The organism is Pseudohongiella sp. SYSU M77423 (assembly GCF_029911965.1).
Classification (GTDB): domain Bacteria; phylum Pseudomonadota; class Gammaproteobacteria; order Pseudomonadales; family Pseudohongiellaceae; genus Pseudohongiella.
This window is the reverse complement of record NZ_JARYTH010000001.1, coordinates 760093-785075: the sequence shown is the minus strand read 5'-3', so window position 1 is coordinate 785075 and position 24983 is coordinate 760093. Positions and strand designations below refer to the sequence as shown.

Below are 24983 nucleotides of genomic sequence, written 5' to 3'. Positions count from 1 at the left end.
TTTCGCCTGTTTTTGCCTCGCACTGACTGCCTCGATTACGTTTATCAACAGCCTGCAAGCCTGCAAGCCTGCAAGGGCACTGGCAAATGGCCGGGTCGATTCAGACCCGGCTGTTCACAATCCCCGTTTAAAGAACGCTGCCATGGCTTGCCGGTCCTCATCGGTCAGCCGGCCGGTGTTGTGTTCAATGACCGGTTCCATCTTGCCACCGACATACTCGCCATCGGGTTTCAGTCCGATAAACAGGAACAGCGCCAGGTCGTCCTCAGACCAGTTGGCCAGTGACTCGGCGTCTATTGCTTCAACGTGCCCATCGGGCATTTCCCCGCCAGCAAACTCACGACTCATATCGCTGATGCCCAGTGCATTGCGCGGGGTGTGGCATTCGCCGCAATGGCCCAGATTGCGGCTCAGGTGGGCACCACGGGCAATCATCGGATCGGCGTACTCGGGCAACTCTGGTGTGTTCCAATCGGCCAGTAAGTTCCAGCCGGCCATCTGCCAGCGCATTACCCAGGCCGGCAGCTCATGCTCGGGGGGCTGATTGCTCACTGGGTCCTGCGCCATCAGCCAGGCGGCAATATCCAGTGCCTCGTCATCGCTGATTCCTGAATAGGCGCGGTAGGGAAAAGCGGGATAGTAAAAACGGCCATCGGGCGAGCGACCATGTTTGATCGCGCGAACCACATCCTGGCCGCTCCAGCCGCCAATGCCAGTTGATGTATCAGGCGTGATATTCGATGCGTAGAAGGTGCCAAACGGTGACTCTATTGCCAGCCCGCCACTGAGTCCGCCAGCGTCCCCCTCATGACAGCTAACACAGCCGCCGGCACTGACGAGGTATTCACCACGCGCAATGGCGTCAGACTCGCTGCTGATGTCGTATTCAGGAACAGATGGGGGAGAGAACGCAAAGATGGAGAGTGTAACAAGTAACGCGATGCTCAGGGCCAGGACGACCCCCAGGAGTTTCTTGATCATTGTGCGCTGTACTCCGGCTGGTGGCTACCGGCAACTGGCGTAGCGAGCATCATGCCCGCCACGCCAGGTGGCACACAACAGACTATATCAGTCTGGCAGTGCCACTGCAGTCAGCTTGCTGCCAGTTTGCAGCATGACGTACTGCTTGCCTTCATGAACGTAGCTCATCATACCGAAATTGCTGGTATCAGGCACTTGTACACGACCAATCTCTTCACCGGTCATTTTATCTACGGCAAACAGGTAAGGTGTACCATCACTGCCTTCGCTGGCGTAGAACAGCATGTTGGCGGTAACCGTCATTGGTGCCAGAGCGCCGGTGCCGGTGCTGCCAATATCCACTCCTGCCAGAGCTGGGTGATCCTTGATACGGTCTGGCGTGTCGCCAACCGGAATCATCCACAGGTGTTCACCAGTGTTCATGTCGATGGCTGTGATGCGGCTGTACGGTGGCTTGTACAGGGGCAGGCCCTGTGGTCCACGTACCGGCAGTGATCGCAGTGCTGCAAAGCGCGAGAAAGTCTGGCCAGTCGGCAGCTCGATCATCGCATCACGTTCCTGTGCGTCAGTCACAACGCGTGAGGAGCAGGCTGAACGCGAAGTCACGTACAGGATGCCATTGACCGGATCAGCGACGGCAGGCCCAGGGATATTGGCGCCACCACCATCACCCGGACACCACAGAGCCGCCATCTTGCCCAGATCATTGTCACGGTGCAGTGGCGGGTTGAACAGCGGTCCAATCTCGTACTGAGCCAGCGAGTCGATTGCCTGCTGACGAAGTTCTGGCGTGAAGTCGATCAGATCTTCGTGCGTCAGGCCCTGCATGTCGAAGGGCGCTGGTTTGGTCGGGAAGGGCTGGGTCGGCGACAGTTGCTCACCCGGGATACGCGACTGCGGTACAGGGCGTTCCTCGATGGGCCATAGCGGCTCACCCGTCAGACGGTTGAAGGCGTATACAAAGGCCTGTTTGGTAGCCTGTGCAATGGCCGGCACCGTGCGTCCGTCGATTTCGACATCCAGCAGCACCGGGGCTGTTGGCGTGTCGTAGTTCCAGACATCGTGGTGAACGAACTGGAAGTGCCAGACACGCTCGCCAGTTTCTGCATCCATGGCGATGATACTGGTACCAAACAGGTTGTCACCGGGAGCATGACCGCCGTAGTAGTCGATCGTCGGCGGGTTGGTCACTGCGTACACAATGCCTGCTTCAACGTCGGCAGACAGCGGTGCCCAGGGCGATACCTCACCCGTCAGCTCTCTTGGGTTCGGGATGCCTTCCCAGGTTTCGATGCCGAACTCGCCGGCTTCCGGGATGACGTTGAACTTCCACTTGAAATCACCGGTTGCGGTATCAAAGGCCAGGATGTCCCCTGGGATGTTTTCGATACGCGTCTGGTTATAACCCTGCTCGGCAGAGTTACCCACAACCACTGTGTTGTTGACCACGATGGGTGGTGATGAGGCCGTGATGTAACCTTCTTCCAGCGGAATGCCGTAGTAGGGGTCGAAATCGTAGCCCATGTATTCAGCAATGATGCGCTGCATGTCGACCACGCCGGTCTCAGGAAAACCTTCGATGCCAACCGGGCCGCCGAAGCCTTCCAGTGGGGCGCCGGTCTCGGCATCCAGAGCTGTCAGGAAGAATGCCGGGCTGATGATATAGATGACTCCCCGGCCGTCTACTTCACCGTAGGCAACGCCCTTGCCGTAGTCCTTACGCATGGAATATTCATGACGGAAGGTATGTGGCTCGCGATAGGACCAGATGGTCTCGCCGCTTTCCGGATCGATGGCGATAACGTGGCGGCGCTCACCAGCAACGGTGAACAGTTTGCCGTCCACGTAGCTTGGGGTGGAACGACCACTGGAGGCATCAAAACTGGCACCATCCCAGATCCAGGCGGTTTCCAGCTGGGTGAAATTGTCTGCGTTGATTTGTGTGGCGGGGGTATAACGTGTGTGAGCGTGATCACCACCGAGGGTTACCCACTCGACGGTCTCCTGGTCCTGGGCGGACAGCGAGGTGTGCGCCAAACCAATACTTATGGCCAGCAGACCTGCCAGCCGCAACGGGTGTGCAGCTCGACCAGTCCCGGCCGGACGTGTGATTTTCATTGTTGTTACTCCTTGATTTTTATTATTCCCGGAGAACCGGAGAGCCTGAACTCCGACACGCAGGTTATGCCTGATTGCACAATGCTGCAAGTGGCAATTTTTACAGTGCGTGGATTCGTCATATACTCAGTGAATTGTGATAAAAACTGAACCAACTCAGGAATCTGCCATGTCAAATGAAAACAAGGACCTGCTTGATGTTGTGATTGTAGGGGCAGGTCTGTCCGGGATAGGCGCCGCCGTGATGCTGCAGCAACAGTGCCCAGACAAGCGCTACTGCATTATCGAAGCGCGGCAGTCACTGGGAGGGACCTGGGATCTGTTTCGTTATCCGGGTATCCGCTCGGACAGCGATATGCACACACTGGGTTATCGATTCAAACCGTGGCGCGATGCCAAGGCGATTGCCGATGGGCCGTCCATTCTCCGTTATGTCAAAGAAACTGCTGCCGAGCACGGTGTCGACAAACAAATCCGCTACGGACAGCGCCTGGTGGCGGCCAACTGGTCGGATGTGGATGCCTGCTGGACGCTGGAGCTTGAACAGGCTGATGATTCGGTCGTGACTCAGCGCTGTCGAATGCTACTGATGTGCTCAGGTTACTATCGCTATGAAAAGGGGCATACACCGGAGTTTGAGGGACAGGCCGATTTCAGGGGGCAGCTTGTGCATCCTCAGCACTGGCCACAGGATCTGGACTACAGCGATAAGCGCGTGGTGATTATCGGCTCGGGTGCCACCGCCATGACGCTGGCGCCTGCCATGGCGGACAAAGCCAGCCACGTTGTCATGCTGCAGCGCTCCCCAACTTATGTGGTTTCCATGCCGGATCGTGATCGTGTAGCCAACGCGCTGCGCAGGGTTCTGCCGGACACCTGGGCCTATGCTCTGACGCGTTTCAAGAATGTGCGGTTCCAGCAATGGGTATACCGGCAGTCGCGACGCAAGCCGGAAAAACTGAAGAAGCGCATTCTCGACTTGGTACGTAAAGAGCTTGGGCCAGACTATGATGTCGCGAAGCACTTTACGCCCTCCTACAATCCCTGGGATCAGCGCCTGTGCCTGGTGCCGAACGCCGACCTTTTTCAGTCCATCCGCGAGGGGCGCACTGAAGTGGTCACCGAACATATAGACCGTTTCACCGAAAACGGCATTCTGCTGAAAAATGGCCAGGAACTGGCTGCCGACATCATCGTGACGGCGACGGGCCTGAATATGCAGATCATGGGCGGTGCGCAGTTCAGTCTGAACGGCAAACCTTTGGATTTCGCTGATACCTGGGCCTACAAAGGCCTTATGTATTCAGGCGTGCCCAATCTGGTCATGACATTCGGGTATATCAATGCGTCATGGACTTTGCGGGCTGATCTGACGGCAGAATTTTTCTGTCGCCTGATCAATTATATGGATGAACATGATGCGCGCGTCGTGCGCCCGACGCTGCGTGAGGAAGACCGGGGAATGGAGGCTAGACCGTTCATTGATGACTTTTCGGCGGGCTATATGCAACGCATGATGCATCGCTTCCCCAAACAGGGTGACCGGGCACCGTGGCTGAACACGCAGGATTACGGCAAGGACCGCAAACTGCTCAGCCGTGACTCACTGGACGACGGCGTTTTGGTGTTGGGGTGACTGTAGCCGCGCTGTAAGGCCTGCCAGTGCTCTTTGTTAAAGTGGAACGTTGCTTCGCGCTGTTCCCATTTGCCGAGTGAGCGGCGCAGGCGGTTGAGGTTGTCACGCCGCCAGCCCTTGTGCCGTCCGCGGCGGATGGCACACTTATCAAAGTCTATCAGGTAGATTTTCCCCGATCGGGTCAACAGGATGTTGCAGGCGTTAAGATCGGTATGGTCGATATTGTGGTGGTGGAAGCGCTGGATGATTCGCCCAATGGCTTCCCAGGAGGTGTCTGACAGGTTTTTTTCGCTGAGGACTTCTGCCAGTGTCTGGGCATCTGCGATACGTTCCGTGATCAGGTCACCCTGGTAGCATAATGGCGAGGTTCGCACACAGCGTGTTGCGACCGGGCGAGGGACGGGCAGCCCCAGGTCCCGCATCTGCCCAAGCAGCAGGAACTCGCGCCACATTCGGCTGCGTTCAGTGCCACTGAATAGATAGGAATTTTTGATCATGCGGCCCAGCAGGCCGCCACGGTGGTAGGTCTTCAGCACCAGCTGCAGGCTGTCATGTTCATAAAACATGACATTACCGCGCCCGCGCGAGCACGTGTCATGTTGTTCGCGCGCGAGTGTTTCGCGGCAGAACAGGCCTGGCTGGTAGTCGGCCAATACCTTCTGGTTGATCAGTACCGAGGCATTTTTGTCTTTATAGTGTTTATATTGCATGTGACCACTCTACGCGAAGGTCATTGTCATCTTCGTGACGTAGATCATTGTTCTTATGTACCAGACCGAAGATTACCGCGCCTGTTTTCGATAATATAGCGTTTTTTGAAAAATATGGTGCCTCATGAGCGAATACCCAGTCCCCCCGTCGCGCTGGTATGACGGCCTCTACGGCCGCTTCCTGCGGCTTGCCGCCGGTGGCATGGTGTCTCCGCGCTGGTTTCAGCGTGAGCTGCCGTCTCGCGAGCAACTGACTGCCAGAACAGGTCGGCTGCACCTGGAGATCGTGAGTCACTGCTGGAATTACGCGCATATGCAGACCTATCAGCTCAGTTCGCTGGTACTGTTCCCGCCGACTGACATGGATGTCACGATGACGGTGTTTTACGGCGAAGCGGATACTGAGACCGTGAAACTGCTGAATTTCTTCAGGCAGCAGAAAATTCCGGGCATTCGATGGAACTGGCGCCCTCTGCCAAAGCAGGCACTGTTCCGACGCGCCATTGGTCGCAATCTGGCAGCCAAAGAGACGACTGCCGACTGGGTCTGGTTCACCGACTGCGATCTGCTGTTCCGCGAGGGCTGTCTGGATGGTTTGAGCAAGGCGCTGCAGGGCCGTCAGGACGCGCTGGTGTTTCCATCGTCAGAATACTGCACCGATCTGCTGCCACCGGATGCACCCCTGCTGTCGCCGCCGATGGATCCGCCTGAGGTGGTGGATATCGACGAGGCGCTGTTTCAGCGATTCACCCGGGATCGCGCCACCGGGCCGCTGCAGATAACTCATGGGGACATGGCGCGCGCTGTCGGCTACTGCGAAGCGCTGCCCTACTATCAGCAGCCTTCGGACACATGGTGCAAGGCTTACGAGGACAGGGCGTTTCGCTGGTTGTTAAGGACCCAGGGTGTGCCGATAGAGGTGCCCGGCGTTTATCGCATCAAGCACCAGGCCAAGGGCAGATATACGGGTGGTGCCCTGAACACGGGCGTGCGCAGTGCGCTGCGGCAGGCTGCCGCGAAAGTCAAAAGCTGATGTTGTCGATGGAGTTTGCCGACTGATGGATCAGTCGGCTGGTTCGTTGTGGTAAAAACGCAGCCCGACGGCATCGCCATCATCAAACCCTTCCCAGGGATTGTCGCCCGCGCCCTCAGTCGGCAGCTCTAGATAGCGGCGCTGGTTTTCATCCCCTTTCAGGTACAGATTCAGGAAGGCTGTCGCAAAATGCTGCAGGATATTGTTCATGCGCAGCGTGTCCCAGACCGGGTCCGTGTAATGGCCTGCGCCAGAGGTATCTTCACGACCCAGAAATTCGGCAGGCAGGGGGATGGGTGCCGCCACGCTATGGCCGGCGTTCTTGAACACCAGCATATAGCGCGGATCGGCATTAACGGCGCCATTGTAGGCTGCCTTGACGCCATTGTCGTAACCTGAAGTCTGGTCAGCATCGCCGGCCACAAACAATACCGGGCCGGTCAACGCTGCCAGGCCTTGCGCCTCCCAGAAAGCCATGTTCATGCCCCAGGGCGCAATCGGAATGCCTGCCTTGATGCGCGGGTCGCGCAGGCTGGCAAATTCCGCATTGCTGGCGGCAAGCTCGTGCAGCAGGCGATTTGGGGGCGCGCCAATAAAACCCACGCCCGCATCGCTGTAGCCGGCGCCCAGATTGTTCAGCACGCCGTAACCGCCCATGGAGTAGCCAATCAGTGCCGTGTTGTTCGCATCGGTGCTGGCGCTGATAAAGGCGGCCTCGCTCTGGCCGCTGGCGATGGCATCCAGCACAAAACGCTGGTCCGGCGCCCGGTTATAAAGCGTGCTGCTGAAGTTCTGCTGATCCTCATAGGTGCTGTCCGGATGGTCAATGGACGCAACCACATAACCCTTACTGGCCAGATTTTCACCCAGGTGGCTGAGCAGGTAACGGTTGCCCGGATAGCCGTGTGACATGATGACCAGCGGGAAGCGCTCAGCTGTTTCAGGTTCTGCATCACGAACCGCGCGCCCATGCAGCGTGGCGATGATGGCCGGGTTGCGGGTTGGGGTGGTGTATTCGGTGCCTGCCTGCGTACTCTGGTCCGCCGTGGCCGGATACCAGACTTCAACGGTCAACTCGCGATCGTAGTAGCTGATCTCTGCTCCGTCGCTGGCATTGAGAACATCCGGCCTGTCCGTGTCCACCAGTCGGATGGTACGTACGCCAATCGGATGATCGCCAAACACCGCCAGCGCAGGTGCGTCGGGACGGGTCAGGTCTATGCGATTGATGGGGTCGCGGTCTTGCGCGTGTGCGGAGGAGAAGCTCAATGTCATCACCAGAATCAGTAGTCTTTTCATAGAATAATCTTCATTATGAAGCTAACAGGGCAGATGTACCAATGCCCAATTCTATCTGACTTTTAGTACACTCTGCCCGGGTCTCTGGTGAATAATCCGGGCAGAACTTCGCATTGCGACAGCTTACGTCACGAACGTTGCAGAAATATTACGTCACCAGGACAGCCACAGTGCATGCGGCCAGCGATTGACCGGCCTGCAAGGATCGACTAGTTTTAAAAAAGACCCATTGACATGATAAGGCGTCGTATTGCGGCGCGATGGACACAGAGCTCATGGACAAACTTCAGGCACTGAAACAGATGACCACCGTCGTCGCCGACACTGGTGATTTTGCGGGTATCCGGCGTTTTGAACCCGAAGACGCAACCACCAATCCCTCTCTGTTACTGAATGCTGCGAAGCAGGAGCAGTATCAGGAGCTGGTGGCCGATGCAATTGCGCATGGTCAGCGCACGGGCGCCAGCAAGGAGTCACAGATTGATGCTGCCATGGACAAACTGGCCGTCAATTTCGGGCAGAAAATAACTGAAGCCGTGCCGGGTTATGTATCGACAGAAGCGGACGCCTGCCTGTCGTTTGATACCGAGGGCACGATACGCAAGGCACACGGACTGCTGGATCTGTATACCCAGGCTGGCGTTGACACCTCGCGAATCCTGATCAAGATTGCTGCGACCTGGGAAGGTATTCAGGCCGCCCGGCAACTGGAGCGCGAGGGTATCAAGTGCAACCTGACGCTGCTGTTCGGCTTCAACCAGGCTGTTGCCTGCGCGGATGCAGGCGTGTTTCTGATTTCTCCCTTTGTGGGGCGCATCCTCGACTGGTACAAGGCAAGTACCGGGCAGGAATACACGGCAGAGACTGACCCAGGCGTGCTGTCCGTGAAGCGGATCTATCGTTATTACAAAGCCAACGCGTATCAGACGATTGTCATGGGCGCCAGTTTCCGCAATATCGGTGAGATAGAAGCGCTGGCTGGCTGTGACCGTCTGACTATTTCTCCAGCCCTGCTGGAACAGCTGCAGGCCGATCAGGGTGAGCTGCCGCGACAGCTCGATCCGCAGCAGGGCAGCGATGATCCGCGGGGCAGCCTGACAGAGTCCGCTTTCCGCTGGCAGTTGAATGAGGACGCCATGGCCAGCGACAAACTGTCAGAGGGCATCCGTAAATTCCACGCAGATTATCTGGCGCTGCGTGAGGTGCTCAGTCGCTCTGTTTAACAGCCTGTTAGCATTTGCGGTTAAAGGCTACGGAAGAAGGCCCGAACATCATCAAGCAATAATTCGGGTTCTTCCATGGCGGCAAAGTGCCCGCCCCTGGGCATAAGCTTCCAGCGCACGATGTTGTACTGCTCCTCGGCCCAGCGTCTGGGCGTCAGGTAAATCTCCTTGGGAAAAATGGCGCCGGCAGTCGGCACTTCGACATAACCCAGTGGCTCTGCTGCCGGAAAGTTGCGGTTTTCGTAGTAGATGCGCGCAGAGGACGTGATGCTGGCGCTGAACCAGTAAATGCTGATGTCCGTGAGCAGGTCGTCTTTGCTGAACTTGGTGTCCAGACCATTGACGCTTTGCCGGTCAATATCGCTCCAGCCGTGGAATTTCTCAACGATCCATGCCGCCAGTCCTGCCGGTGAGTCATTGAGTGCAACACCCAGTGTCTGTGGTTTGGTGCCCTGAATCTGCTGATAACCGACTTCATCGGCCATGAAAGCCTGTCGCTCCCTGCGGGCCGTCATCTCTTCTTCTGTCACGTCGTCCCGGATGGCAGGATCCTCCGGAGGGCTGGCCAACACAAAATTGGAATGCAGGCCCAGCACTCGATCAGCAAACTGATCGGCATGAATCCTGTTAATAATCGCTCCCCAGTCTCCACCCTGCAGGCCGTATTGATCATAGCCCAGCCGTTGCATCAGGGCGGCCAGTATCTGCGCCATGCGCTCCGGGTTAAACCCGCGCTCCTGAGGCTCTCCAGAAAAGCCAAAGCCAGGCAGGCTGGGTGCGATGACATGAAAGGCGTCCTCAGCATTGCCGCCGTGTTGCTGGGGTTCTGTCAGTGGACCAATAATATGGCGAAACTCGGCGATGGAACCTGGCCAACCATGTGTGATCATCAGCGGTGTAGCGTCTGGGTTGGAGGAGCGCTGGTGTATAAAATGAATCGGTACGCCATCAATGGTGGTCACGTACTGATCCAGGGTATTCAGCTGACGTTCCTGTTCCCGCCAGTCAAACTGGTGTTGCCAGTAATCGACAAGCTCTGTCAGGTATTGAGCGTTGGTACCATATTCCCAGCCAGTGCCCGGAATCTGCGCCGGCAGCCTGGCGTTGGCCAGGCGATACCTCAGATCGGCAATTGCCTGGTCAGGGACATGAATCTCGAACCGCATAATGGCTGAATCGCCGGCAGGCTGAGCCTGCAGTGTGGTGCAGGCAATGCATAGGCAGAGAGTGTTAATCAGGTGACGTATTGTTCTTGATACGGGCATTTTAATACCTCTGAATTTTATGCTTTCGAAAGATTTTGCTAGTCGCTCAGCTTAGCGCGTTTTTGCCCTTCATAGCTGCTTCTGTGTCTGTTATTCGCGGGAGTGGTGAGGTGGGAATGGGGACGATGATACGGCTACCGGCAGTGTTAGAGCACAGAAAAAGTAAGGACTGGGTGGAGAGAGAAGCCGGAACGGCTTCTCTCTGTTGCTGCTATGTCCACTCAGCGGGCGCGGAGTGAAGGCCTCAGCCTGCCAATTTAGCGGCAATTTCTGCGACGCGCTTGCCCTGATGACGCGCGATGGCCAGTTCACGATCATCTGGCTGGCGCGAGCCGTCCCCACCTGCCAGGGTTGAAGCACCGTAAGGCGTGCCGCCGCTGACTTTGGAGATATCGAACATTTCACCTGTGGTGTAGCCCAGCGGCACAATGGTCATGCCGTGGTGAGCCAGGGTTGTCCACGTGGATGTGATAGTCATTTCCTGACCGCCACCTGTCGCTGTCGATGTAAATACACTGCCAACTTTGCCGGCCAGTGCGCCTTTGGCCCACAGACCGCCGGTCTGGTCCAGGAAATTGCGCATTTGCCCGGACATATTGCCGAAGCGGGTTGGTACGCCAAAAATGATGGCATCATAGTCAGCCAGTTCGGTCGGGCTGGCGATGTCAGCAGCCTGATCCGTCTTGCCCCCAGCCGCCTTGAACGCCTCTGTCGGCATGGTTTCCGGGACCCGTTTGATGGTAACCTCAATCCCTTCAACGCTGCCTGCGCCTTGCGCTACAGCGTTAGCCATCGTCTCGATGTGACCGTACATGGAATGGTAAAGCACTAAAACGCGTGTCATGAATCTATCCTCTTGTGTGAATTGCGACTGCGACGTCTATAATCAGCATAGCTGGGAAGATTCCGATGAATGGTGCAGTTTTTCTGCGCGATAGATCGAATTTTTTAATGAATTGTTAGGAGATCACTGATGCGGCGATTTTTTTCGGGGCTGGGACGCCTGATCGACGGCCTGATGACCATTACTGGCAGAATCATTTTTCTTCTGGTTCTGGCTTTTGTTCTGTTGCTCATTTTCTCCAGTCCGGCGACCGTCACCGTCCCGTCCACCAGCGCCCTGGTCTGGGCACCAACCGGTGTCATCAGTGAGCAGCGTTCACCGGCCGCAGCCAGCGACCTGATGTTTGGCACCGGGCTGCCGCAGAACAGTCTGATGCCGGAACTGCTGGAGTCGCTGGCAGTTGCAGAAAATGACGGGCGAATTGGCGCGCTGGTGATAGATGTCAGTGAACTGCTGGGCGTCAGTCCTGCCCAGCTGGAAACCCTGGGTGATGCCCTGCAGCGATTTGCGGATACCGGCAAACCCATCTATGCCTTTGGCGAATACTTTACCCAGGCTCAATACGCGCTGGCCTCCTACGCGGATAACATCACGCTGCACCCTATGGGTAATCTGATGGTGACCGGCTTTGGCGGTAACCAGCTTTACTTCCGCGATCTGCTGGAGCGCCTGAATGTCCAGGTTCATGTGTTCCGCGTCGGCGAATTCAAATCTGCGGCCGAACCGTTCTCACGCATGGATATGTCTGAAGAGGCGCGTGCCGACAATCAGAATCTGTTGAATGCACTCTGGTCGCGCTATCTGACGCGGGTGGCGGGCAACCGTGAAATGAGTACGGCCCAGTTGCAAAGCTATGCCGACAATTACCCGACATTGCTGGAGGCGGCGAATGGCAATATGGCTCGCGTCGCCTTTGAACAGGGTCTGGTGGACAATATCGCGGATGCCAACAGTTTCCGGCGCCAGGTCGCGGCCGAGGTGGGTGTCAGCAATGGCAGTTTCTCGCAGATACACTACCTGGACTATCTGAACGCGACTTTTGCTCCACAGGTACCGGGTACCGATCAGGTCGGTGTGATTGTTGCGGAAGGTACCATCATGCCGGGCGAGCAGCCGCTGGGCATGATTGGGGCGGACAGCCTGACAGCGCTGATTCAGCAGGCGCAGCAGGATGCCTCCATCCGGGCGGTTGTCCTGCGTGTTGACTCTCCCGGTGGGTCGGCGCTCGCCTCCGAACAGATTCGCGGGGCGCTGGATCAGCTGCAACTCGCAGGCAAGCCTCTTGTTGTATCGATGGGTGGCCAGGCGGCCTCGGGCGGCTACTGGATATCGGCCAGCGCCGACCAGATCTGGGCCTCACCATCTACAGTGACTGGCTCAATCGGTGTGATTGGCATGATTCCCACGTTTGAACGGGCACTGAGCGAGCTGGGTGTGGGGGTTGATGGAGTGGGCACAACCGAGCTGACGCGTGCCGGCGACCCCTTGAGCGGCCTGAACGAACCCATGCGGCGGGTGTTCCAGTCGAGCATAGACGACACCTATGCGCGCTTCATCAATCTGGTGGCAGAGGGTCGTGACCTGCCCCGTGAGGATGTTGAGAATATCGCTGGCGGGCGCGTATGGAGCGGTGAGCAGGCGCTGGAGATTGGCCTGGTTGACCAGCTGGGTGATCTGGATCAGGCGATTGCAGCTGCCGCCGAACTGGCGGAACTGGATGACTACGAGCGCGTTTATCTGAGCCGTCCGCTGACCTTTGGCGAGCAGTTGCTGTTGCAGCTGGCCGACAGTATGGGTGGTGCGCAGATCCTGTCGACTATGATGGCAGCGCAGAATATGCCTGCGTCGTTCAGCGGCCTGGCGACTGTTTTGCCGGCTCTGTCAGCCGAACAGCGCCTGCGCTGGCAATCCCTGCTAAGTCTGGTATTGCCTGCCAATCACCGGCCGGATCAACTGCGCACCCTGATGTTGTGTGACGACTGTCTCACGATAAAGTAGTCGAATCCAAACCCTGGTGCGCCGGTCTGCGTCTAAACAGATACAGACTCTCGTTTATTGGTCAGCACCATGAGTACCAGCCAGACTGACAGCCATCGCCCTGAGCCAGCTCAGGCCGGGTCACCGCCCGGTCCGCGCTGGCCATGGTCAGCATTCTGGCTGGCGGTGATTGCCGGACACAGCCTGTTGCTGGCGCTGTTGTACCTCCTGCCATTGCAAACCGTATCTCAGCCCTTGGCAATCTCGATGGTGCTGGGACTGGCAGCGCTGATCTACGCCTATTACCTGCCACTGCGTTTTGTGCGTCGCCGTGCATTGCTGGCACATATCACTGTCCAGCAGAGCATGATCAGAAAACTGCTCTGGAACAGCGCATTGCTCAAATTCACGCTGGCAATCAGCTCGCTGGCGCTGGCGGTGCTGATGCTGGTCGCCGTAGCAGCCTTGAAGCCTCTGGACTGGCTGGTCATCGCCCTGGGCATTCCGTTGGCAGTGCTGGCCTTTCAGTTTGCTCGGCGGCTGCTGGGCCCTCAGTTCAACAGTGTCTATCAATTCCCCTATGTTATTCGTGTCGGCAATCTTCTGCTCGTTGCTCTGCTGACCATCCTGCTGGTGATCGTGAATCTGTTTTGGGTGGAAGTGCCCGATACGCGCTCGGCCGACATTATTCTGTTGGCACAGCAGGCATTTGCGAATGCTCAGTCACAGGCCGCATTCCCGGAGGCGGGATGGCTGCTGGGAGCAAGTGCCGTGGTGGACCAGCTGGGCTGGCATCTGATGCAGCAGCTCAGTGGCTCCGTCACCGCAGACGGCTGGCTGAAGCTTCTGGCATGGCTGGCGTTTCTGCTGCTGAATGCAATGAAAGCGGGCCTGATCTGGACCGCATGCAGCGGACTGACCATGCTGGCGCGGCCACTGGCGATACCGATCAAGGGGGCAGCCTTGCCACCGACGTTGCGTTCATTTGCGGTTATGGCGTCTGTCCTGCTGTTTGGCGGCTGGCTGAGTCAACAGGGCGTACAGGAAAGCGTCGTTCCGGTGCGACTGACAGCGCTGATTGATCCCTGCCGCTGGCAGGCGCCCCAGCAACAACAGCAGCTGATCCAGGCCTCGTCCCAGGCGTTGGGCAACCATCATCAGAATCTGGACGCTGTGATGCAGCAACGCATCGCGGCTGAAGTTGATGCGGCATTCGCCGCCGCACAGCCGGGTATCGAGAAATTCCTGGACTGGAATTACAGTCTTGGTGGCCAATACACACAACTGGCCTATCTTGGGGCCACCACACTTGGCCTGCCAGGCCTTGAGCACGCCAATCTCGAAGAGCTGCTGGATGCCCGTATTTTTGAGGCCATTGGGCAGCCACTGGATCAGTCGACGCAGCTGGCACTGGTGCGGGTTCATGAAACCTATGACCAGCAGGCCGGGCAGCTCCTGGCCAGTCAGACTGCTTTGCTGAGCCAGCTTGCGGCGCAGGCGGACTGCCTCAGTCTGCCAACCACATCCTTTTCGCTGCAGGCGTTTGCGGATAAATCGGCCGTCGGCGCTGGTGCGCTGGCAGGTCTTGCTACCGCCCGGCTGGCCAGTCGGGCTGGTGTCAGAGTCATCAGCGGCGCAGCTTCCAGGCGGGTTGTGTCGGCGGCTTCGGCACGCGCGGCCAGCAGCGCGGCCACGGGTTCCAGTGGTGCGCTGTGCGGCCCGATGGTCGTGATTTGTACGCCGGCACTGGCGGCTGGCGCCTGGTTGCTGACCGATCTTGCCCTGAACAGCATTGATGAAGCCATGAATCGAGACGAGCTGCGCCAGCAGATCCTGATGTCACTGGAGTCTCAGAAGAAACAGCTGAAGGCCGAGCTGACCGATCATTACGCCATGGCATCCCGTCAGATGATCGCTGCAGTGGACGGTTATCAGCAGCAGCGATTCAGAGTCTTGCGCGACGGTCTCTGATCCCTTTCAGGCTTTTTTGAATTCCTGTGTGCTATCTCACTGCGTGCACTTATGCGGCGCACCATTCGCGCATCGTTGGTGCGCATGCCTTTTTGCAGGGCGTTCCAGAAGCGGCCTGATTCTTGCTCAGAAATAAACTGCACCAAAAACAGCCACTGAAACCCGGTTTTCAGCGCATTACTGCACCCATCAGGTGCGCATCGGGGATATTGGCACCATAAGAGTGCAAAAAACCAAGATCAAAAACAATCCGGGAGAAAAGCTATGAAGATGATCGTAGCAATCATCAAGCCGTTCAAGGCGGACGATGTGCGCGAGGCCCTGAGTGAACTGGGCGTCAGCGGCATGACCGTCACCGAGGTAAAAGGTTTCGGGCGTCAGAAGGGGCACACTGAGCTGTATCGGGGCGCTGAATATGTCGTTGATTTTTTGCCGAAAACCAAAATAGAGGTCGCCGTCTCTGACGACGTGGTAGAGCGTGCTGTCGAAGCAATCTGTCAGGCGGCAGCCACAGGAAAGATCGGCGACGGCAAGATATTTGTGCAGGCGCTTGAACAGGTGGTGCGGATCCGCACTGGCGAAACTGGCGATTCAGCAGTGTGACGGGGAGACAGATGCAAATGATCAATAGAACAATAAGCAAACTGGGTGTGGCAGCTGCTGCACTGGGCCTGCCAGCCACCGCGCTGGCGCAGGAAGCCATCAACGGCGCCAACACTGCCTGGATACTGACTGCGACCGCACTGGTACTGTTCATGACAGTGCCGGGTCTGTCGCTTTTCTATGCCGGGCTTGTGCGCAGCAAGAACGTCCTGTCAGTGCTGATGCAGTGTTTTTCGATTGCTGCAATCATTTCAATACTGTGGCTGATGTTTGGTTACAGCATTGCCTTCGGTCCGGGCGACACCGGGTTCTGGGGAGGGCTGAGCAAGGTCTTCCTGAACGGCATCACCGTTGATTCTGTCTGGGGTGACATCCCGGAGCCATTGTTTGTCGCATTCCAGATGACCTTCGCCATCATCACACCGGCGTTGATCGTTGGTGCATTTGCCGAGCGCATGAAGTTTTCATCACTGGTGATTTTTGTTGTGCTGTGGGCAACCCTGGTTTACTTCCCGGTCTGCCACTGGGTATGGAACAGCAATGGCTGGCTGTATCAGATGGGTCTGATCGATTTCGCTGGTGGCACAGTGGTTCACGTCACGGCAGGCGTGGCGGCCGTTATCATGGCCATCATGCTGGGCAAGCGCCGTGGGTTTCTTACCGCACCGCTGATGCCGCACAACCTGACCATGACCTTTACCGGTGCTGGCATGCTGTGGGTCGGCTGGTATGGCTTTAACGCCGGTAGCGCACTGGGTGCCTCTGGTGGTGCCAGTATGGCATTGCTGGCGACCCATATGTCAGCCTCGGCTGGCGCGCTGACCTGGATGGGCATTGAATGGGTGCGTCACGGCAAGCCGAGCGGCCTGGGTGCAGTCACCGGCATGGTTGCCGGTCTGGCGACAATTACACCGGCAGCGGGTTCGGTTGGACCGGCTGGCGGCATGGTGATTGGTATCATGGGCGGTGCGCTGTGTTTTGCGGCCACCAACTTCCTCAAGCATCGTGTGAAAATCGATGACTCTCTGGACGTTTTCCCGGTGCACGGTGTTGGCGGTATCCTTGGTACGCTGTTGGCAGCTGTATTTGCCTCGCAGGAACTGGGTGTGTTCAGTGGCAATGGTTATGCCGAGGGCATGACCATGGGTTCACAATTCGGCGTGCAGGTCATTGGTGTGCTGGCGACCGGTATATACACGGCGGTTGTGACCATCGTGCTGATGAAAGTCGTTGGCGCGCTGACCTCCGGTAACCGCGTGACACCAGAGCAGGAATTGACTGGTCTGGATATCACCGATCACGACGAGAAAGGCTATTCCATGTAAGCATTGCCTGGTGCATGAGGGGTCAAATGGCCTTCGTGCGCTGACTGGCTTTTAGTCTAGACAGGCCCGGACGTTATCGCGCAAGTGATGGGAGTTGATCGTGCCCACCACAACCGCGCTGACGCCGGGCTCCTGCAGCGAGAACTGCAGATTGCTGCGCACCGGGTCGGCGCTGCTATCCACGACAGCATGACCGCTGGCAAATGCCTTTTTAATCAGTACACCCTTGTTAAGCTTGCAGGCCTGCTGAATGACCTGTCGTTCTTCCTGTTGGTCTGGATTGAAGGTCACCATCACGACATCGCTGTGCTGCAGGGCGAGCAGCCCACCCTCGACGGTTTTGCCAGACAGGCCAAATGCGCGAATGTTGCCTGCCTCTTTTAACCTGGCCAGGGTTTCGAAGCAGTCGCTGTGTTCGATAATCTCACGGTCGCGCCCATCAGAATGGACCAGCACAAGGTCCAGATAGTCTGTGTTCAGCCGTTTCAGGCTGCGGTGTATACTGGCGCGCGTATGCGTGGCGCTGAAGTCGAATCGCGACTGGCCATCGACGAACTCTTCGCCAGTTTTTGTGCAGATGACCCATCGCTGCCTATCCCTTAGCAGCTCACCAAGACGTTGCTCGCTGACGCCATAGGCGGGTGCGGTATCGATCAGGTTGATGCCAAGCTCAGTTGCTGTCGCCAGCAGATTCAAAATGTGTCGGTCATCCGGAAGCTCAAAGCTTGAGGGATACTTGACGCCCTGATTTCTTCCAAGCTTGACAGTTCCCAGGCCCAGGCAGGAGACATCGATGCCAGTGCTGCCCAGTGTTCGTTTTGGGGTCATCAGAACTTCATTCATCGCAGCGCCTCCCAGGGGGCAGAGGCGAGCGATGCTGCTGGCAGAGACTGCAACAGGGGAGCGGCATCCTGCCCGGCTGGAGTAAGCGTTTCGGCGACCTGCTTCAACACCGTATCTCCAAGGTCAGGACACAGCGTCAATTTGGTCGGCCAGCACACCAGCAGTGAATCGCATCGCGATACATGTGCGGTATCGGGGCGGCGCAGGTCGGCAATTGCCGGTTCTGCGCGGTCGACATGTATGCTCTGCCAATTTGCCCCTGATGTATTTACCCAGGGGAACAGCCGGTTCAGCTCCTGTTCGGCGCGCTGATGCTGTTGAGTATCCGGTAACCCTACACCTGACTCTGCCAGTTCACCACCCAGGTACCAGACCCACTCATTGGTTTCTGGTGTTTTCACAGGGTGACAGGTGACAGTCAGTCGCGGTGTCATGCCAAAGCTGTCACCGACGCAGTGCACATAGGCGGGAAGAGGATGGTCGAGTCTGACAGCGACCATGTGCAGAGGGCGTCGCTGCATGGCGGGTTTGTTGACCTGAGGGGCTGCCGACCAGGACGCCAGCAGTGCCTCGTTACCAGCACCTGCGCACAGGATTGTCATCCGGCAGCGCAGAACTGTCTGCTCATCGCCCTCAGTCAGGCGGAGCAGCTTATCGCCCAGCTCAATGCGCTGGCATTGGCGGATACGGTCACTGTGAGCACTGGCCAGCGATTCAAGCAGGCTGGGGGTGTCGACAACAAAGTCAGTCAGCTGATACAAAGTGCCGCGTGTCCCGCCTGATGCTGCCTGTTGGAAAAACGCAGGATAGTCATCAGGTTTTAAGGCATCGATACGGCCGCGTAATGCCTTGCTGCCCAGGAATGTCTTGAAGCGCGAGCGCACCGAACCGTCTGACCACATATAGTAATTGGGTGACAGGACGCGCACATTACGAAGATCCAGTTCGCCCGTGCCGTCCAGGCAGGATCGCCAACGGTCCGGCATGTCGGCAATTGCGCTGCTGGCAGGGCTGAGTACACCATTAAGTGCATACTTCAGGCCGCCATGGATGATACCTTGCGAGGCAAGCGTCTGACCCTGCCCGATCTTTCCCTGTTCTACAAGCACACAGTCGTACCCAGCCTTCTGCAGGCGATTCAAAACCCACAGGCCGGCAATGCCGCCGCCAACTATGGCAACCTGTACTTGCTGTTCACTCATGAATTACCACCATCGTCGCCATTTAAAATATAGCAGCAGGCCGCCACTACACAGGGCCATAAAAAACAGTGCGGCAGGGTAACCCCATTGCCACTGCAGTTCCGGCATATTTTCGAAGTTCATGCCGTAGATGCCAGCAATGAAAGTCAGCGGCATGAAAATGCTGGCGAACATGGTCAGCACTTTCATGACTTCATTCATGCGCTGGCTGACGCTGGATACATACAGGTCCAGCAGACCCGCCAACAGGTCGCGGAGAGTTTCGATGTTATCAATGATGTGTATGGTGTGATCATAAACATCGCGCAAAAACATGCGAATCTCGTCGCTGAGAATGACACTCTCGTCACGGCTCAGGCTGCTGAGTACTTCCCTGAGCGGCCAGATGGCCTTGCGCAGCAGTAACATCTCGCGTTTGAAATGATGTATGCGGTTGACCGTATCCTTACTGGGCTTATCCAGCAGTTCAAACTCCAGGTCCTCAATCGCATCGCCGAGTTTTTCCAGAATCAGAAAATAATTGTCGACCAGCGCATCTATCAGGGCATAGGCCAGGTAGTCTGGACCCAGTCGCCGGATGCGGCGGCCACTGCGCAGCCGTTCGCGAACGCCGTCAAAGACATCGCCCGGTTTTTCCTGAAACGACAGTACGTAGTCGTCGCCAACCACCAGGCTTATTTGTTCGAATTCAATGTCGTGCGCCTGGTCATTGAACTGCAGCATCTTGATGACGATATACAGGTGTTTGTCGTGAACTTCGATTTTGGGTCGGTGATCGGTGTTCAGGATGTCTTCCTGAATCAATGGGTGCAGCTCGAAGCGGTCGCCAATTTCGCGAATGATGTCCGGATTGTTCAGTCCGTCAATATTGAACCAGCTGGTGATGTCCGAGGCTTGTGGTGGATGGCACTGTGCCGGGTCCGAAAGCTGGAATTCTTTCAGGGTGGTTTCGTTATAAGCAATGAGCCGGATATTGATATCGGTGTTTTTTGTTTCACCGACGTGGATAAGGGTCCCGGGCGCGGCGCCCACTTTTTTGCCGCGTTTTTTGATCAGCTTTGCCGAGTGGTGTACACGATGCGGTTTTGCCATGTGCGCTCAACTTTATTTGATTTGCACGGGTGCCGGAATCCTGTAATCATTCCCGCCAGAACGGCGCTATGGTACCACGCCCGGGCGCTGACTTGTCATAAACGTCGCATTGATGCGTGTGTCCTCGCAGCCCCGGCCAGTCCCGAATCGGGCGTGATACCTGGCGTATTGCAGGACAGGAAAGGGAGTCTGAGTGAACAGGACTGTTTATAACTTGGCATTTTATATGGTGCTGCCACTGATCGTGTTGCGGCTGCTTTGGCGCGCCCTGTTTTTGCCCGCGCCCGAGTATGCCCGTCGCTGGGGCGAACGACTGGGGTTTGTTGACAAGGCGCGCGCCGGCCGGCAGGAACGGCGGTGGATATGGGTACATGCAGCGTCCGTGGGCGAATCGGTTGCAATTTCACCACTGGTCAAGCGGCTCAGGCGTCTGAATCCGCACTGGGGTATCGTGGTAACCACGATGACGCCAACCGGTTCGGAGCGCGTACGCGAGTTGTTCGGCGACGACATTTGTCATGTCTACGCGCCCTATGACTACCGTGGCGCGGTCACACGCTTTTTGCGTGCTTTTAAGCCAGCCATGGTGATTCTGGTTGAAACGGAGTTGTGGCCCAATCTGGTCCACTACAGCAAGCGCAGCGGCGCGGCCATCATGGTGGCCAATGCCCGCCTGTCAGAAAAGTCATTTCGCGGCTACGAGAAGTTCTCCGCGCTGGGTAAACCCATGCTGCAGCAGATCGATCTCATTGCTGCGCAGACTGCAGACGATGCCGAACGCTTCCGAAAGCTGGGTGTGCCAGATACGGCGCTGCGCGTTACCGGCAGTATGAAGTTTGATATCGGGCTGCCAGCCGATCTGCAGGCGCGTGTTGATCAGATGCGACTGCGCCTCGCACACTCCGACCGCCCGATCTGGATCGCTGCCAGTACCCGTGAAGGCGAAGATGAAAAAGTGCTGCGGGCCTTTGAGCTGATAAGAAGATCAATCCCGGATGCGCTGCTGGTTCTGGTGCCGCGCCACCCGGAGAGATTCAATTCGGCTGCCAGGATCTTCGAGAGCGCCGGTTACGAGGTTGTTCGCCGCAGCGAAGACACAAGCGTCAGTGCAGAGACAGCCGTTTTTCTGGGTGACAGCATGGGTGAGCTGCCCGTCTACATGAGTCTGGCGCAACTGGCTTTTGTCGGCGGCAGCCTGGTGAATACTGGCTGTCAGAATGTGCTGGAGCCCGCTGCGCTGGGGCTTGCTGTGATCACCGGCCCCTCCCAGTATAACTTTCAGGCCATTTGCGAGCAGTTGCAGGAGCGGGGTGCCCTGCTCACAGTGCACGATGAAACGGCTCTGGCAGAGCAGGTGATTAGACTGCTTCAGGATCGCTCTGCACGGGAGCAGATGGGACTGGCCGGCCAGCAGGCGATTGCAGCCAACCAGGGGGCGCTGGATCGCGTCTATGATCTGGTGCTTGAGCATCTGCCGAGCGTTTAATCGGGCAGCGGCCGCATGGTCAGATTGTGTGGCTGACCATTATTTACCCAGATATTGTCCTCAATCCGTATGCCGCCATATGGCAGCAATTCGTCTACCAGTTTCCATTGCACAAGACCCACGTGATCGCCAGCGCGTGCTTTGTCCAGCAGCATGGGGATGAAGTAAACACCTGGTTCGATAGTGAAGACCATGTTGTTCTGGATAGTACGCGTTGTCCGCAGGGCCGGAAACTGAGGTGGTGGAGTGGCGATGGTGCCATCCGGCGCGGTCATGCGCCCGCCGACATCATGGACCTGCAGGCCCAGCAGATGGCCAAGGCCATGAGGCAGGAATGTGGTCGTCAGGCCAGTCTCAAAAACCTCTTCAGCCGTGCCGATACAAACGCCGGTATCGACGAGCAGCCGAGCCAGCAGGCGGTGCGAATGGACGTGCAGATCGATGTAATTCATGCCAGGTTTGATGGCTTCGATCACCTCGCGTTGCAGTGATTGCACGCCGGCCAGCAGGGCTTTGAACTCGGGGTGACAATCAGGGCGAACCCAGGTGCGGGTAATGTCCGAGCAATATCCCGCACTGCGACAGCCGGCATCAATCAGCAATACCCGGTTGTGGCTCTGATCGGCTGAGGAACGGCGTTGCTTGTGCTGATAGTGCAGCGTCGCGGCGTGTTCATTAACCGCAACAATGCTTGGATAGGGAAGGTCCTGATCAAGCGCGCGGCAGGCACGCAGATAGGCCATGTGAATATCGTACTCATCGCTACCGTCCAGAAAGGCGTCATGGGCTGCCTGGTGACCGGTAAGAGCCAGCGCATTGGCGTTTGCGACTCGGTGCACCTCGTAAGCAGTTTTGAACGCCCGTCGAAAGTCGAGCTGGCTCAGCAGCCGCGGCGGATTGATGGCTTGCGGTGCGATATCCAGTGATTCGGCCAGTGCTATGCCTTCGCCCAGAAACACAAGTTTTTCATGTGTATCAAGCCTCGGGCGTAGCTCTCTGGCGAGTTGTGATAAATCACTGAGAATCACGATCTCGAATTCTTTTGCCCACCACAAAGGCATATCCACATGCTGGTCATGCCAGAAATCCTGGGGAATGACGGCAAAGAACACGGGCGTTTTGCCTGGGCGAATCAGTACCAACTGATCGGGACGGTCGACGGGTAACCAGCGCAGGTAGTGGCCCCACGCGCGAAACGGCATGGCATGGTCGTCTGCGTAGTGGTCATGCGACATACCGCTATGGACCAGCACGCTGTGTTCAGCCAGTTTTGCTGCCTGAAGCGCCTCAGAGTATTCCGCTACCAGGCACTTCAGGTGTTCGGCAAATAATTCTTCGGTCTTCATGCTGTGTGATAATACGCCTAATAAGTGTCAAGTGACAGACCATGAACGCATTCAGTATTCGAAAGATTATCCATTGTGATTGCGATTGCTTTTACGCGGCCATCGAGATGCGGGATAACCCCGAACTGCGCGGCAAGCCTCTGGCCGTCGGTGGTTCAAGTGAGCGCCGCGGCGTCGTGGCAACCTGTAACTACGAGGCGCGCAAATATGGCATTCATTCTGCCATGCCTATGGCAACCGCACTCAGGCGTTGTTCGCAGTTGCGCGTAGTTCCGCCACGTATGGATATATATCGGCAGGTATCTCGCCAGGTTCAGGCCATTTTCAGCGACTACACGGATCTTATTGAACCATTATCGCTGGATGAAGCCTATCTTGATGTATCCGAGGCTCAGGCCTGCCGTGGCAGTGCCACGCTGATTGCATCGGAGATACGTCAGCGGGTCCGGGAAACGCTGGGTATTACGATTTCTGCCGGTATCGCTCCGAATAAGTTTCTGGCCAAGATTGCCAGCGACTGGAACAAGCCGGATGGTCAATATGTCATCCGTCCACAGGAAGTCGATGACTTTGTCCGCCAGTTGCCGGTAAAAAAACTCTTCGGTGTTGGCAAGGTGACAGCAGGGCGCCTGCACTCATTGGGGATCTCTACCTGTGAGGATCTGCGTGCTTACAGTGAGCAGGCATTGCTGGCTCAGTTTGGCAGCTTTGGAGCGCGATTACATCAACTTTGCCGGGGCATAGACGATCGGCCGGTCAAGGTTGAGCGGCAACGCAAGTCACTTAGTGTGGAAAACACATTTGCGGCTGATTTGCCCGACCTTGATGCCTGTTTGCTGCATATTGATGAACTTTATCAGCAAATGCAGCGACGATGGCAGTCAATCCATTCACGTTACCGGGTATCTGGCTGTTTCGTGAAGCTTAAATTCAACAATTTTGTCTCAACCACCGCTGAGCACCTGGCCGATGATATGCATCGTGACTGGTTCCCGGGATTGATGGCCCAGGCCTGGCAGCGTCATCAACGCCCGGTGCGATTGATTGGACTTGGGGTGCGACTGAAACCGCGCGACCCGGAGACGGAAGTCGATCAATTGCAGCTGGCGCTGGACGACTGACAGGGTCTCAGTCGCGCAGGCGAATCAGACCTTCCTGACACACTGATGCCACCAGCACGCCGTCTCTGGTAAAGATATTGCCGCGGTTAAACCCGCGCGCCTGCGACGAAGACGGGCTGTCCTGGCTGTAGAGCAGCCACTGATCCATGCGGAACGGGCGATGGAACCACATGGTGTGGTCAAGGCTGGCGATCTGCAGCTTGGGGTCGAACAGGCTCTGGCCGTGTGGGCGCAGACTGGTCTGCAGCAGCGTCATATCGGACGCGTATGCCAACAGGTGTTCATGGTAGGGGTAGTCTTCAGGCAAATCGGTATTGATGCGGAACCAGACGCTGGTCTGCGGCGCTTTTGGCGTGTTGTCGAACAGGCTGTTGATATCGACATGGCGCAGGTCCACTGCAAACTGCCTGGAGAAGCGGTCAAGCAGCTCATCCGATATTTTACCGCGAAACTGTTCAGCCATCTGTTTGCGATCGGCACATTCCTCAGGTGGCGGCACATCAGGCATATCGACCTGGTGCGACAGGCCTTCTTCGCGCACCTGAAATGATGCGGACATGTTAAGAATGGCTTTGCCGTGCTGGATGGCAACGATGCGCCGGGTCGTGAAGCTGCGACCATCCCGAATGCGATCTACCTGGTAAATGACCGGGTGCTTGAGGTCCCCAGGTCGCAGGAAGTAGGCATGAAGTGAGTGTACGTGACGATCCTCGGGAACGGTGTGAGTGGCACTCAGCAGCGCCTGAGCCAGCACCTGGCCGCCATACACACGGAACCATCCCTCATTGTTAGAGGAGGTTCGATACAGATTCTCATCCAGCTTTTCCAGAGCCAGATGATTCATAAGTTGTGTCAGTTGTTCGTTGTCGCTGCTCATTGTTACGTTCCTGCTTGGCGATTATCAATGC

At 57.0% G+C, this 24983-nt stretch carries 20 protein-coding genes; 9 read left to right on the top strand and 11 right to left on the bottom strand.

Going from position 1 to position 24983, the window contains the following annotated elements; all coding sequences use genetic code 11:
* Positions 1-114 precede the first annotated feature (114 nt).
* Together QGM61_RS03355 and QGM61_RS03350 are read right to left on the bottom strand one after the other, a co-directional pair.
* Positions 115-981, bottom strand: a complete 867-nt coding sequence (locus tag QGM61_RS03355; RefSeq protein WP_281131929.1) for a cytochrome c — start codon at positions 979-981, stop codon at positions 115-117.
* Positions 982-1068: 87 nt separating this feature from the next.
* On the bottom strand, positions 1069-3099 hold the full coding sequence (locus QGM61_RS03350) for a PQQ-binding-like beta-propeller repeat protein (RefSeq protein WP_237132811.1): 2031 nt from the start codon (positions 3097-3099) through the stop codon (positions 1069-1071).
* 169 nt (positions 3100-3268) lie between these two features.
* Between QGM61_RS03350 and QGM61_RS03345 the strand changes: the two genes are divergently transcribed.
* A complete protein-coding gene (locus QGM61_RS03345) occupies positions 3269-4735 on the top strand; it encodes a flavin-containing monooxygenase (RefSeq protein WP_281131927.1) in 1467 nt (488 codons plus the stop codon).
* Here QGM61_RS03345 and QGM61_RS03340 read toward each other — a convergent pair.
* Positions 4669-5445, bottom strand: a complete 777-nt coding sequence (locus QGM61_RS03340; RefSeq protein WP_281131925.1) for a 3-deoxy-D-manno-octulosonic acid kinase — start codon at positions 5443-5445, stop codon at positions 4669-4671. The genes QGM61_RS03345 and QGM61_RS03340 overlap by 67 nt on opposite strands.
* Before the next feature lie 124 nt (positions 5446-5569).
* On the opposite strand from QGM61_RS03340, the gene QGM61_RS03335 reads away from it, so the two are divergent.
* On the top strand, positions 5570-6478 hold the full coding sequence (locus QGM61_RS03335) for a glycosyltransferase family 2 protein (RefSeq protein ID WP_237132814.1): 909 nt from the start codon (positions 5570-5572) through the stop codon (positions 6476-6478).
* A 30-nt stretch (positions 6479-6508) separates the two neighbouring features.
* Here the strand turns inward: QGM61_RS03335 and QGM61_RS03330 are convergent, their stop codons facing one another.
* Positions 6509-7777 (bottom strand): alpha/beta hydrolase family protein, encoded by a 1269-nt coding sequence (locus QGM61_RS03330; protein ID WP_281131922.1) that lies wholly within the window; start codon positions 7775-7777, stop codon positions 6509-6511.
* A gap of 275 nt (positions 7778-8052) precedes the next feature.
* On the opposite strand from QGM61_RS03330, the gene tal reads away from it, so the two are divergent.
* Positions 8053-9000, top strand: a complete 948-nt coding sequence (tal, locus tag QGM61_RS03325; RefSeq protein WP_272907162.1) for a transaldolase — start codon at positions 8053-8055, stop codon at positions 8998-9000.
* 20 nt (positions 9001-9020) lie between these two features.
* On the opposite strand, the gene QGM61_RS03320 is transcribed toward tal, so the two are convergent.
* Together QGM61_RS03320 and wrbA are read right to left on the bottom strand one after the other, a co-directional pair.
* The gene (locus tag QGM61_RS03320; RefSeq protein WP_281131920.1) at positions 9021-10166 is read right to left on the bottom strand and encodes an epoxide hydrolase family protein; all 1146 of its coding nucleotides are present in this window, start codon (positions 10164-10166) and stop codon (positions 9021-9023) included.
* A gap of 343 nt (positions 10167-10509) precedes the next feature.
* Positions 10510-11109, bottom strand: coding sequence for an NAD(P)H:quinone oxidoreductase (gene wrbA / locus QGM61_RS03315; RefSeq protein WP_281131918.1), 600 nt, complete (start codon positions 11107-11109; stop codon positions 10510-10512).
* A 129-nt stretch (positions 11110-11238) separates the two neighbouring features.
* Between wrbA and sppA the strand changes: the two genes are divergently transcribed.
* The 4 genes from sppA to QGM61_RS03295 all read left to right on the top strand — a co-directional run bounded on the left by sppA (position 11239) and on the right by QGM61_RS03295 (position 16985).
* Positions 11239-13107, top strand: a complete 1869-nt coding sequence (gene sppA, locus QGM61_RS03310; protein ID WP_281131916.1) for a signal peptide peptidase SppA — start codon at positions 11239-11241, stop codon at positions 13105-13107.
* A gap of 69 nt (positions 13108-13176) precedes the next feature.
* Positions 13177-15057 carry a hypothetical protein gene (locus QGM61_RS03305; protein ID WP_281131914.1) on the top strand — a complete coding sequence of 627 codons (1881 nt, stop codon included), beginning with the start codon at positions 13177-13179 and terminating at the stop codon, positions 15055-15057.
* 264 nt (positions 15058-15321) lie between these two features.
* Positions 15322-15660 carry a P-II family nitrogen regulator gene (locus tag QGM61_RS03300; RefSeq protein WP_237132821.1) on the top strand — a complete coding sequence of 113 codons (339 nt, stop codon included), beginning with the start codon at positions 15322-15324 and terminating at the stop codon, positions 15658-15660.
* 17 nt (positions 15661-15677) lie between these two features.
* Positions 15678-16985 carry an ammonium transporter gene (locus QGM61_RS03295; protein WP_317622126.1) on the top strand — a complete coding sequence of 436 codons (1308 nt, stop codon included), beginning with the start codon at positions 15678-15680 and terminating at the stop codon, positions 16983-16985.
* Positions 16986-17036: 51 nt separating this feature from the next.
* On the opposite strand, the gene QGM61_RS03290 is transcribed toward QGM61_RS03295, so the two are convergent.
* From QGM61_RS03290 to corA, 3 genes are read right to left on the bottom strand one after another with little or no spacing between them, the layout of a single operon-like run.
* Positions 17037-17828, bottom strand: coding sequence for an aldo/keto reductase (locus QGM61_RS03290; RefSeq protein ID WP_411268748.1), 792 nt, complete (start codon positions 17826-17828; stop codon positions 17037-17039).
* Positions 17825-19030 (bottom strand): FAD-dependent oxidoreductase, encoded by a 1206-nt coding sequence (locus QGM61_RS03285; RefSeq protein WP_281131909.1) that lies wholly within the window; start codon positions 19028-19030, stop codon positions 17825-17827. The genes QGM61_RS03290 and QGM61_RS03285 overlap by 4 nt, the downstream gene beginning before the upstream one ends.
* 3 nt (positions 19031-19033) lie before the next feature.
* A complete protein-coding gene (gene corA / locus QGM61_RS03280) occupies positions 19034-20122 on the bottom strand; it encodes a magnesium/cobalt transporter CorA (RefSeq protein ID WP_281131907.1) in 1089 nt (362 codons plus the stop codon).
* A 193-nt stretch (positions 20123-20315) separates the two neighbouring features.
* Between corA and waaA the strand changes: the two genes are divergently transcribed.
* Complete coding sequence (gene waaA / locus QGM61_RS03275) at positions 20316-21608, top strand: lipid IV(A) 3-deoxy-D-manno-octulosonic acid transferase (protein ID WP_237132826.1); 1293 nt, start codon at positions 20316-20318, stop codon at positions 21606-21608.
* On the opposite strand, the gene pepQ is transcribed toward waaA, so the two are convergent.
* Positions 21605-22954: a Xaa-Pro dipeptidase gene (pepQ, locus tag QGM61_RS03270; protein WP_281131906.1), complete on the bottom strand. Its 1350-nt coding sequence runs from the start codon at positions 22952-22954 to the stop codon at positions 21605-21607. The genes waaA and pepQ overlap by 4 nt on opposite strands.
* A 56-nt stretch (positions 22955-23010) precedes the next feature.
* On the opposite strand from pepQ, the gene dinB reads away from it, so the two are divergent.
* A complete protein-coding gene (gene dinB, locus QGM61_RS03265) occupies positions 23011-24075 on the top strand; it encodes a DNA polymerase IV (RefSeq protein WP_317622134.1) in 1065 nt (354 codons plus the stop codon).
* A 7-nt stretch (positions 24076-24082) separates the two neighbouring features.
* Here the strand turns inward: dinB and tesB are convergent, their stop codons facing one another.
* A complete protein-coding gene (gene tesB / locus QGM61_RS03260) occupies positions 24083-24952 on the bottom strand; it encodes an acyl-CoA thioesterase II (RefSeq protein WP_237132829.1) in 870 nt (289 codons plus the stop codon).
* Between the last annotated feature and the right edge of the window lie 31 nt (positions 24953-24983).

What these genes read in the sequence shown, in the direction of transcription:
- QGM61_RS03350 (WP_237132811.1), bottom strand. Translation starts at nt 3,099, where the DNA reads ATGAAAATCACACGTCCGGCCGGGACTGGTCGAGCTGCACACCCGTTG.
- QGM61_RS03345 (WP_281131927.1), top strand. Translation starts at nt 3,269, where the DNA reads ATGTCAAATGAAAACAAGGACCTGCTTGATGTTGTGATTGTAGGGGCA.
- QGM61_RS03355 (WP_281131929.1), bottom strand. Translation starts at nt 981, where the DNA reads ATGATCAAGAAACTCCTGGGGGTCGTCCTGGCCCTGAGCATCGCGTTA.
- QGM61_RS03335 (WP_237132814.1), top strand. Translation starts at nt 5,570, where the DNA reads ATGAGCGAATACCCAGTCCCCCCGTCGCGCTGGTATGACGGCCTCTAC.
- wrbA (WP_281131918.1), bottom strand. Translation starts at nt 11,109, where the DNA reads ATGACACGCGTTTTAGTGCTTTACCATTCCATGTACGGTCACATCGAG.
- QGM61_RS03290 (WP_411268748.1), bottom strand. Translation starts at nt 17,828, where the DNA reads ATGAATGAAGTTCTGATGACCCCAAAACGAACACTGGGCAGCACTGGC.
- QGM61_RS03295 (WP_317622126.1), top strand. Translation starts at nt 15,678, where the DNA reads ATGATCAATAGAACAATAAGCAAACTGGGTGTGGCAGCTGCTGCACTG.
- QGM61_RS03330 (WP_281131922.1), bottom strand. Translation starts at nt 7,777, where the DNA reads ATGAAAAGACTACTGATTCTGGTGATGACATTGAGCTTCTCCTCCGCA.
- QGM61_RS03320 (WP_281131920.1), bottom strand. Translation starts at nt 10,166, where the DNA reads ATGCGGTTCGAGATTCATGTCCCTGACCAGGCAATTGCCGATCTGAGG.
- corA (WP_281131907.1), bottom strand. Translation starts at nt 20,122, where the DNA reads ATGGCAAAACCGCATCGTGTACACCACTCGGCAAAGCTGATCAAAAAA.
- QGM61_RS03305 (WP_281131914.1), top strand. Translation starts at nt 13,177, where the DNA reads ATGAGTACCAGCCAGACTGACAGCCATCGCCCTGAGCCAGCTCAGGCC.
- QGM61_RS03340 (WP_281131925.1), bottom strand. Translation starts at nt 5,445, where the DNA reads ATGCAATATAAACACTATAAAGACAAAAATGCCTCGGTACTGATCAAC.
- sppA (WP_281131916.1), top strand. Translation starts at nt 11,239, where the DNA reads ATGCGGCGATTTTTTTCGGGGCTGGGACGCCTGATCGACGGCCTGATG.
- QGM61_RS03300 (WP_237132821.1), top strand. Translation starts at nt 15,322, where the DNA reads ATGAAGATGATCGTAGCAATCATCAAGCCGTTCAAGGCGGACGATGTG.
- tal (WP_272907162.1), top strand. Translation starts at nt 8,053, where the DNA reads ATGGACAAACTTCAGGCACTGAAACAGATGACCACCGTCGTCGCCGAC.
- QGM61_RS03285 (WP_281131909.1), bottom strand. Translation starts at nt 19,030, where the DNA reads ATGAGTGAACAGCAAGTACAGGTTGCCATAGTTGGCGGCGGCATTGCC.
- tesB (WP_237132829.1), bottom strand. Translation starts at nt 24,952, where the DNA reads ATGAGCAGCGACAACGAACAACTGACACAACTTATGAATCATCTGGCT.
- pepQ (WP_281131906.1), bottom strand. Translation starts at nt 22,954, where the DNA reads ATGAAGACCGAAGAATTATTTGCCGAACACCTGAAGTGCCTGGTAGCG.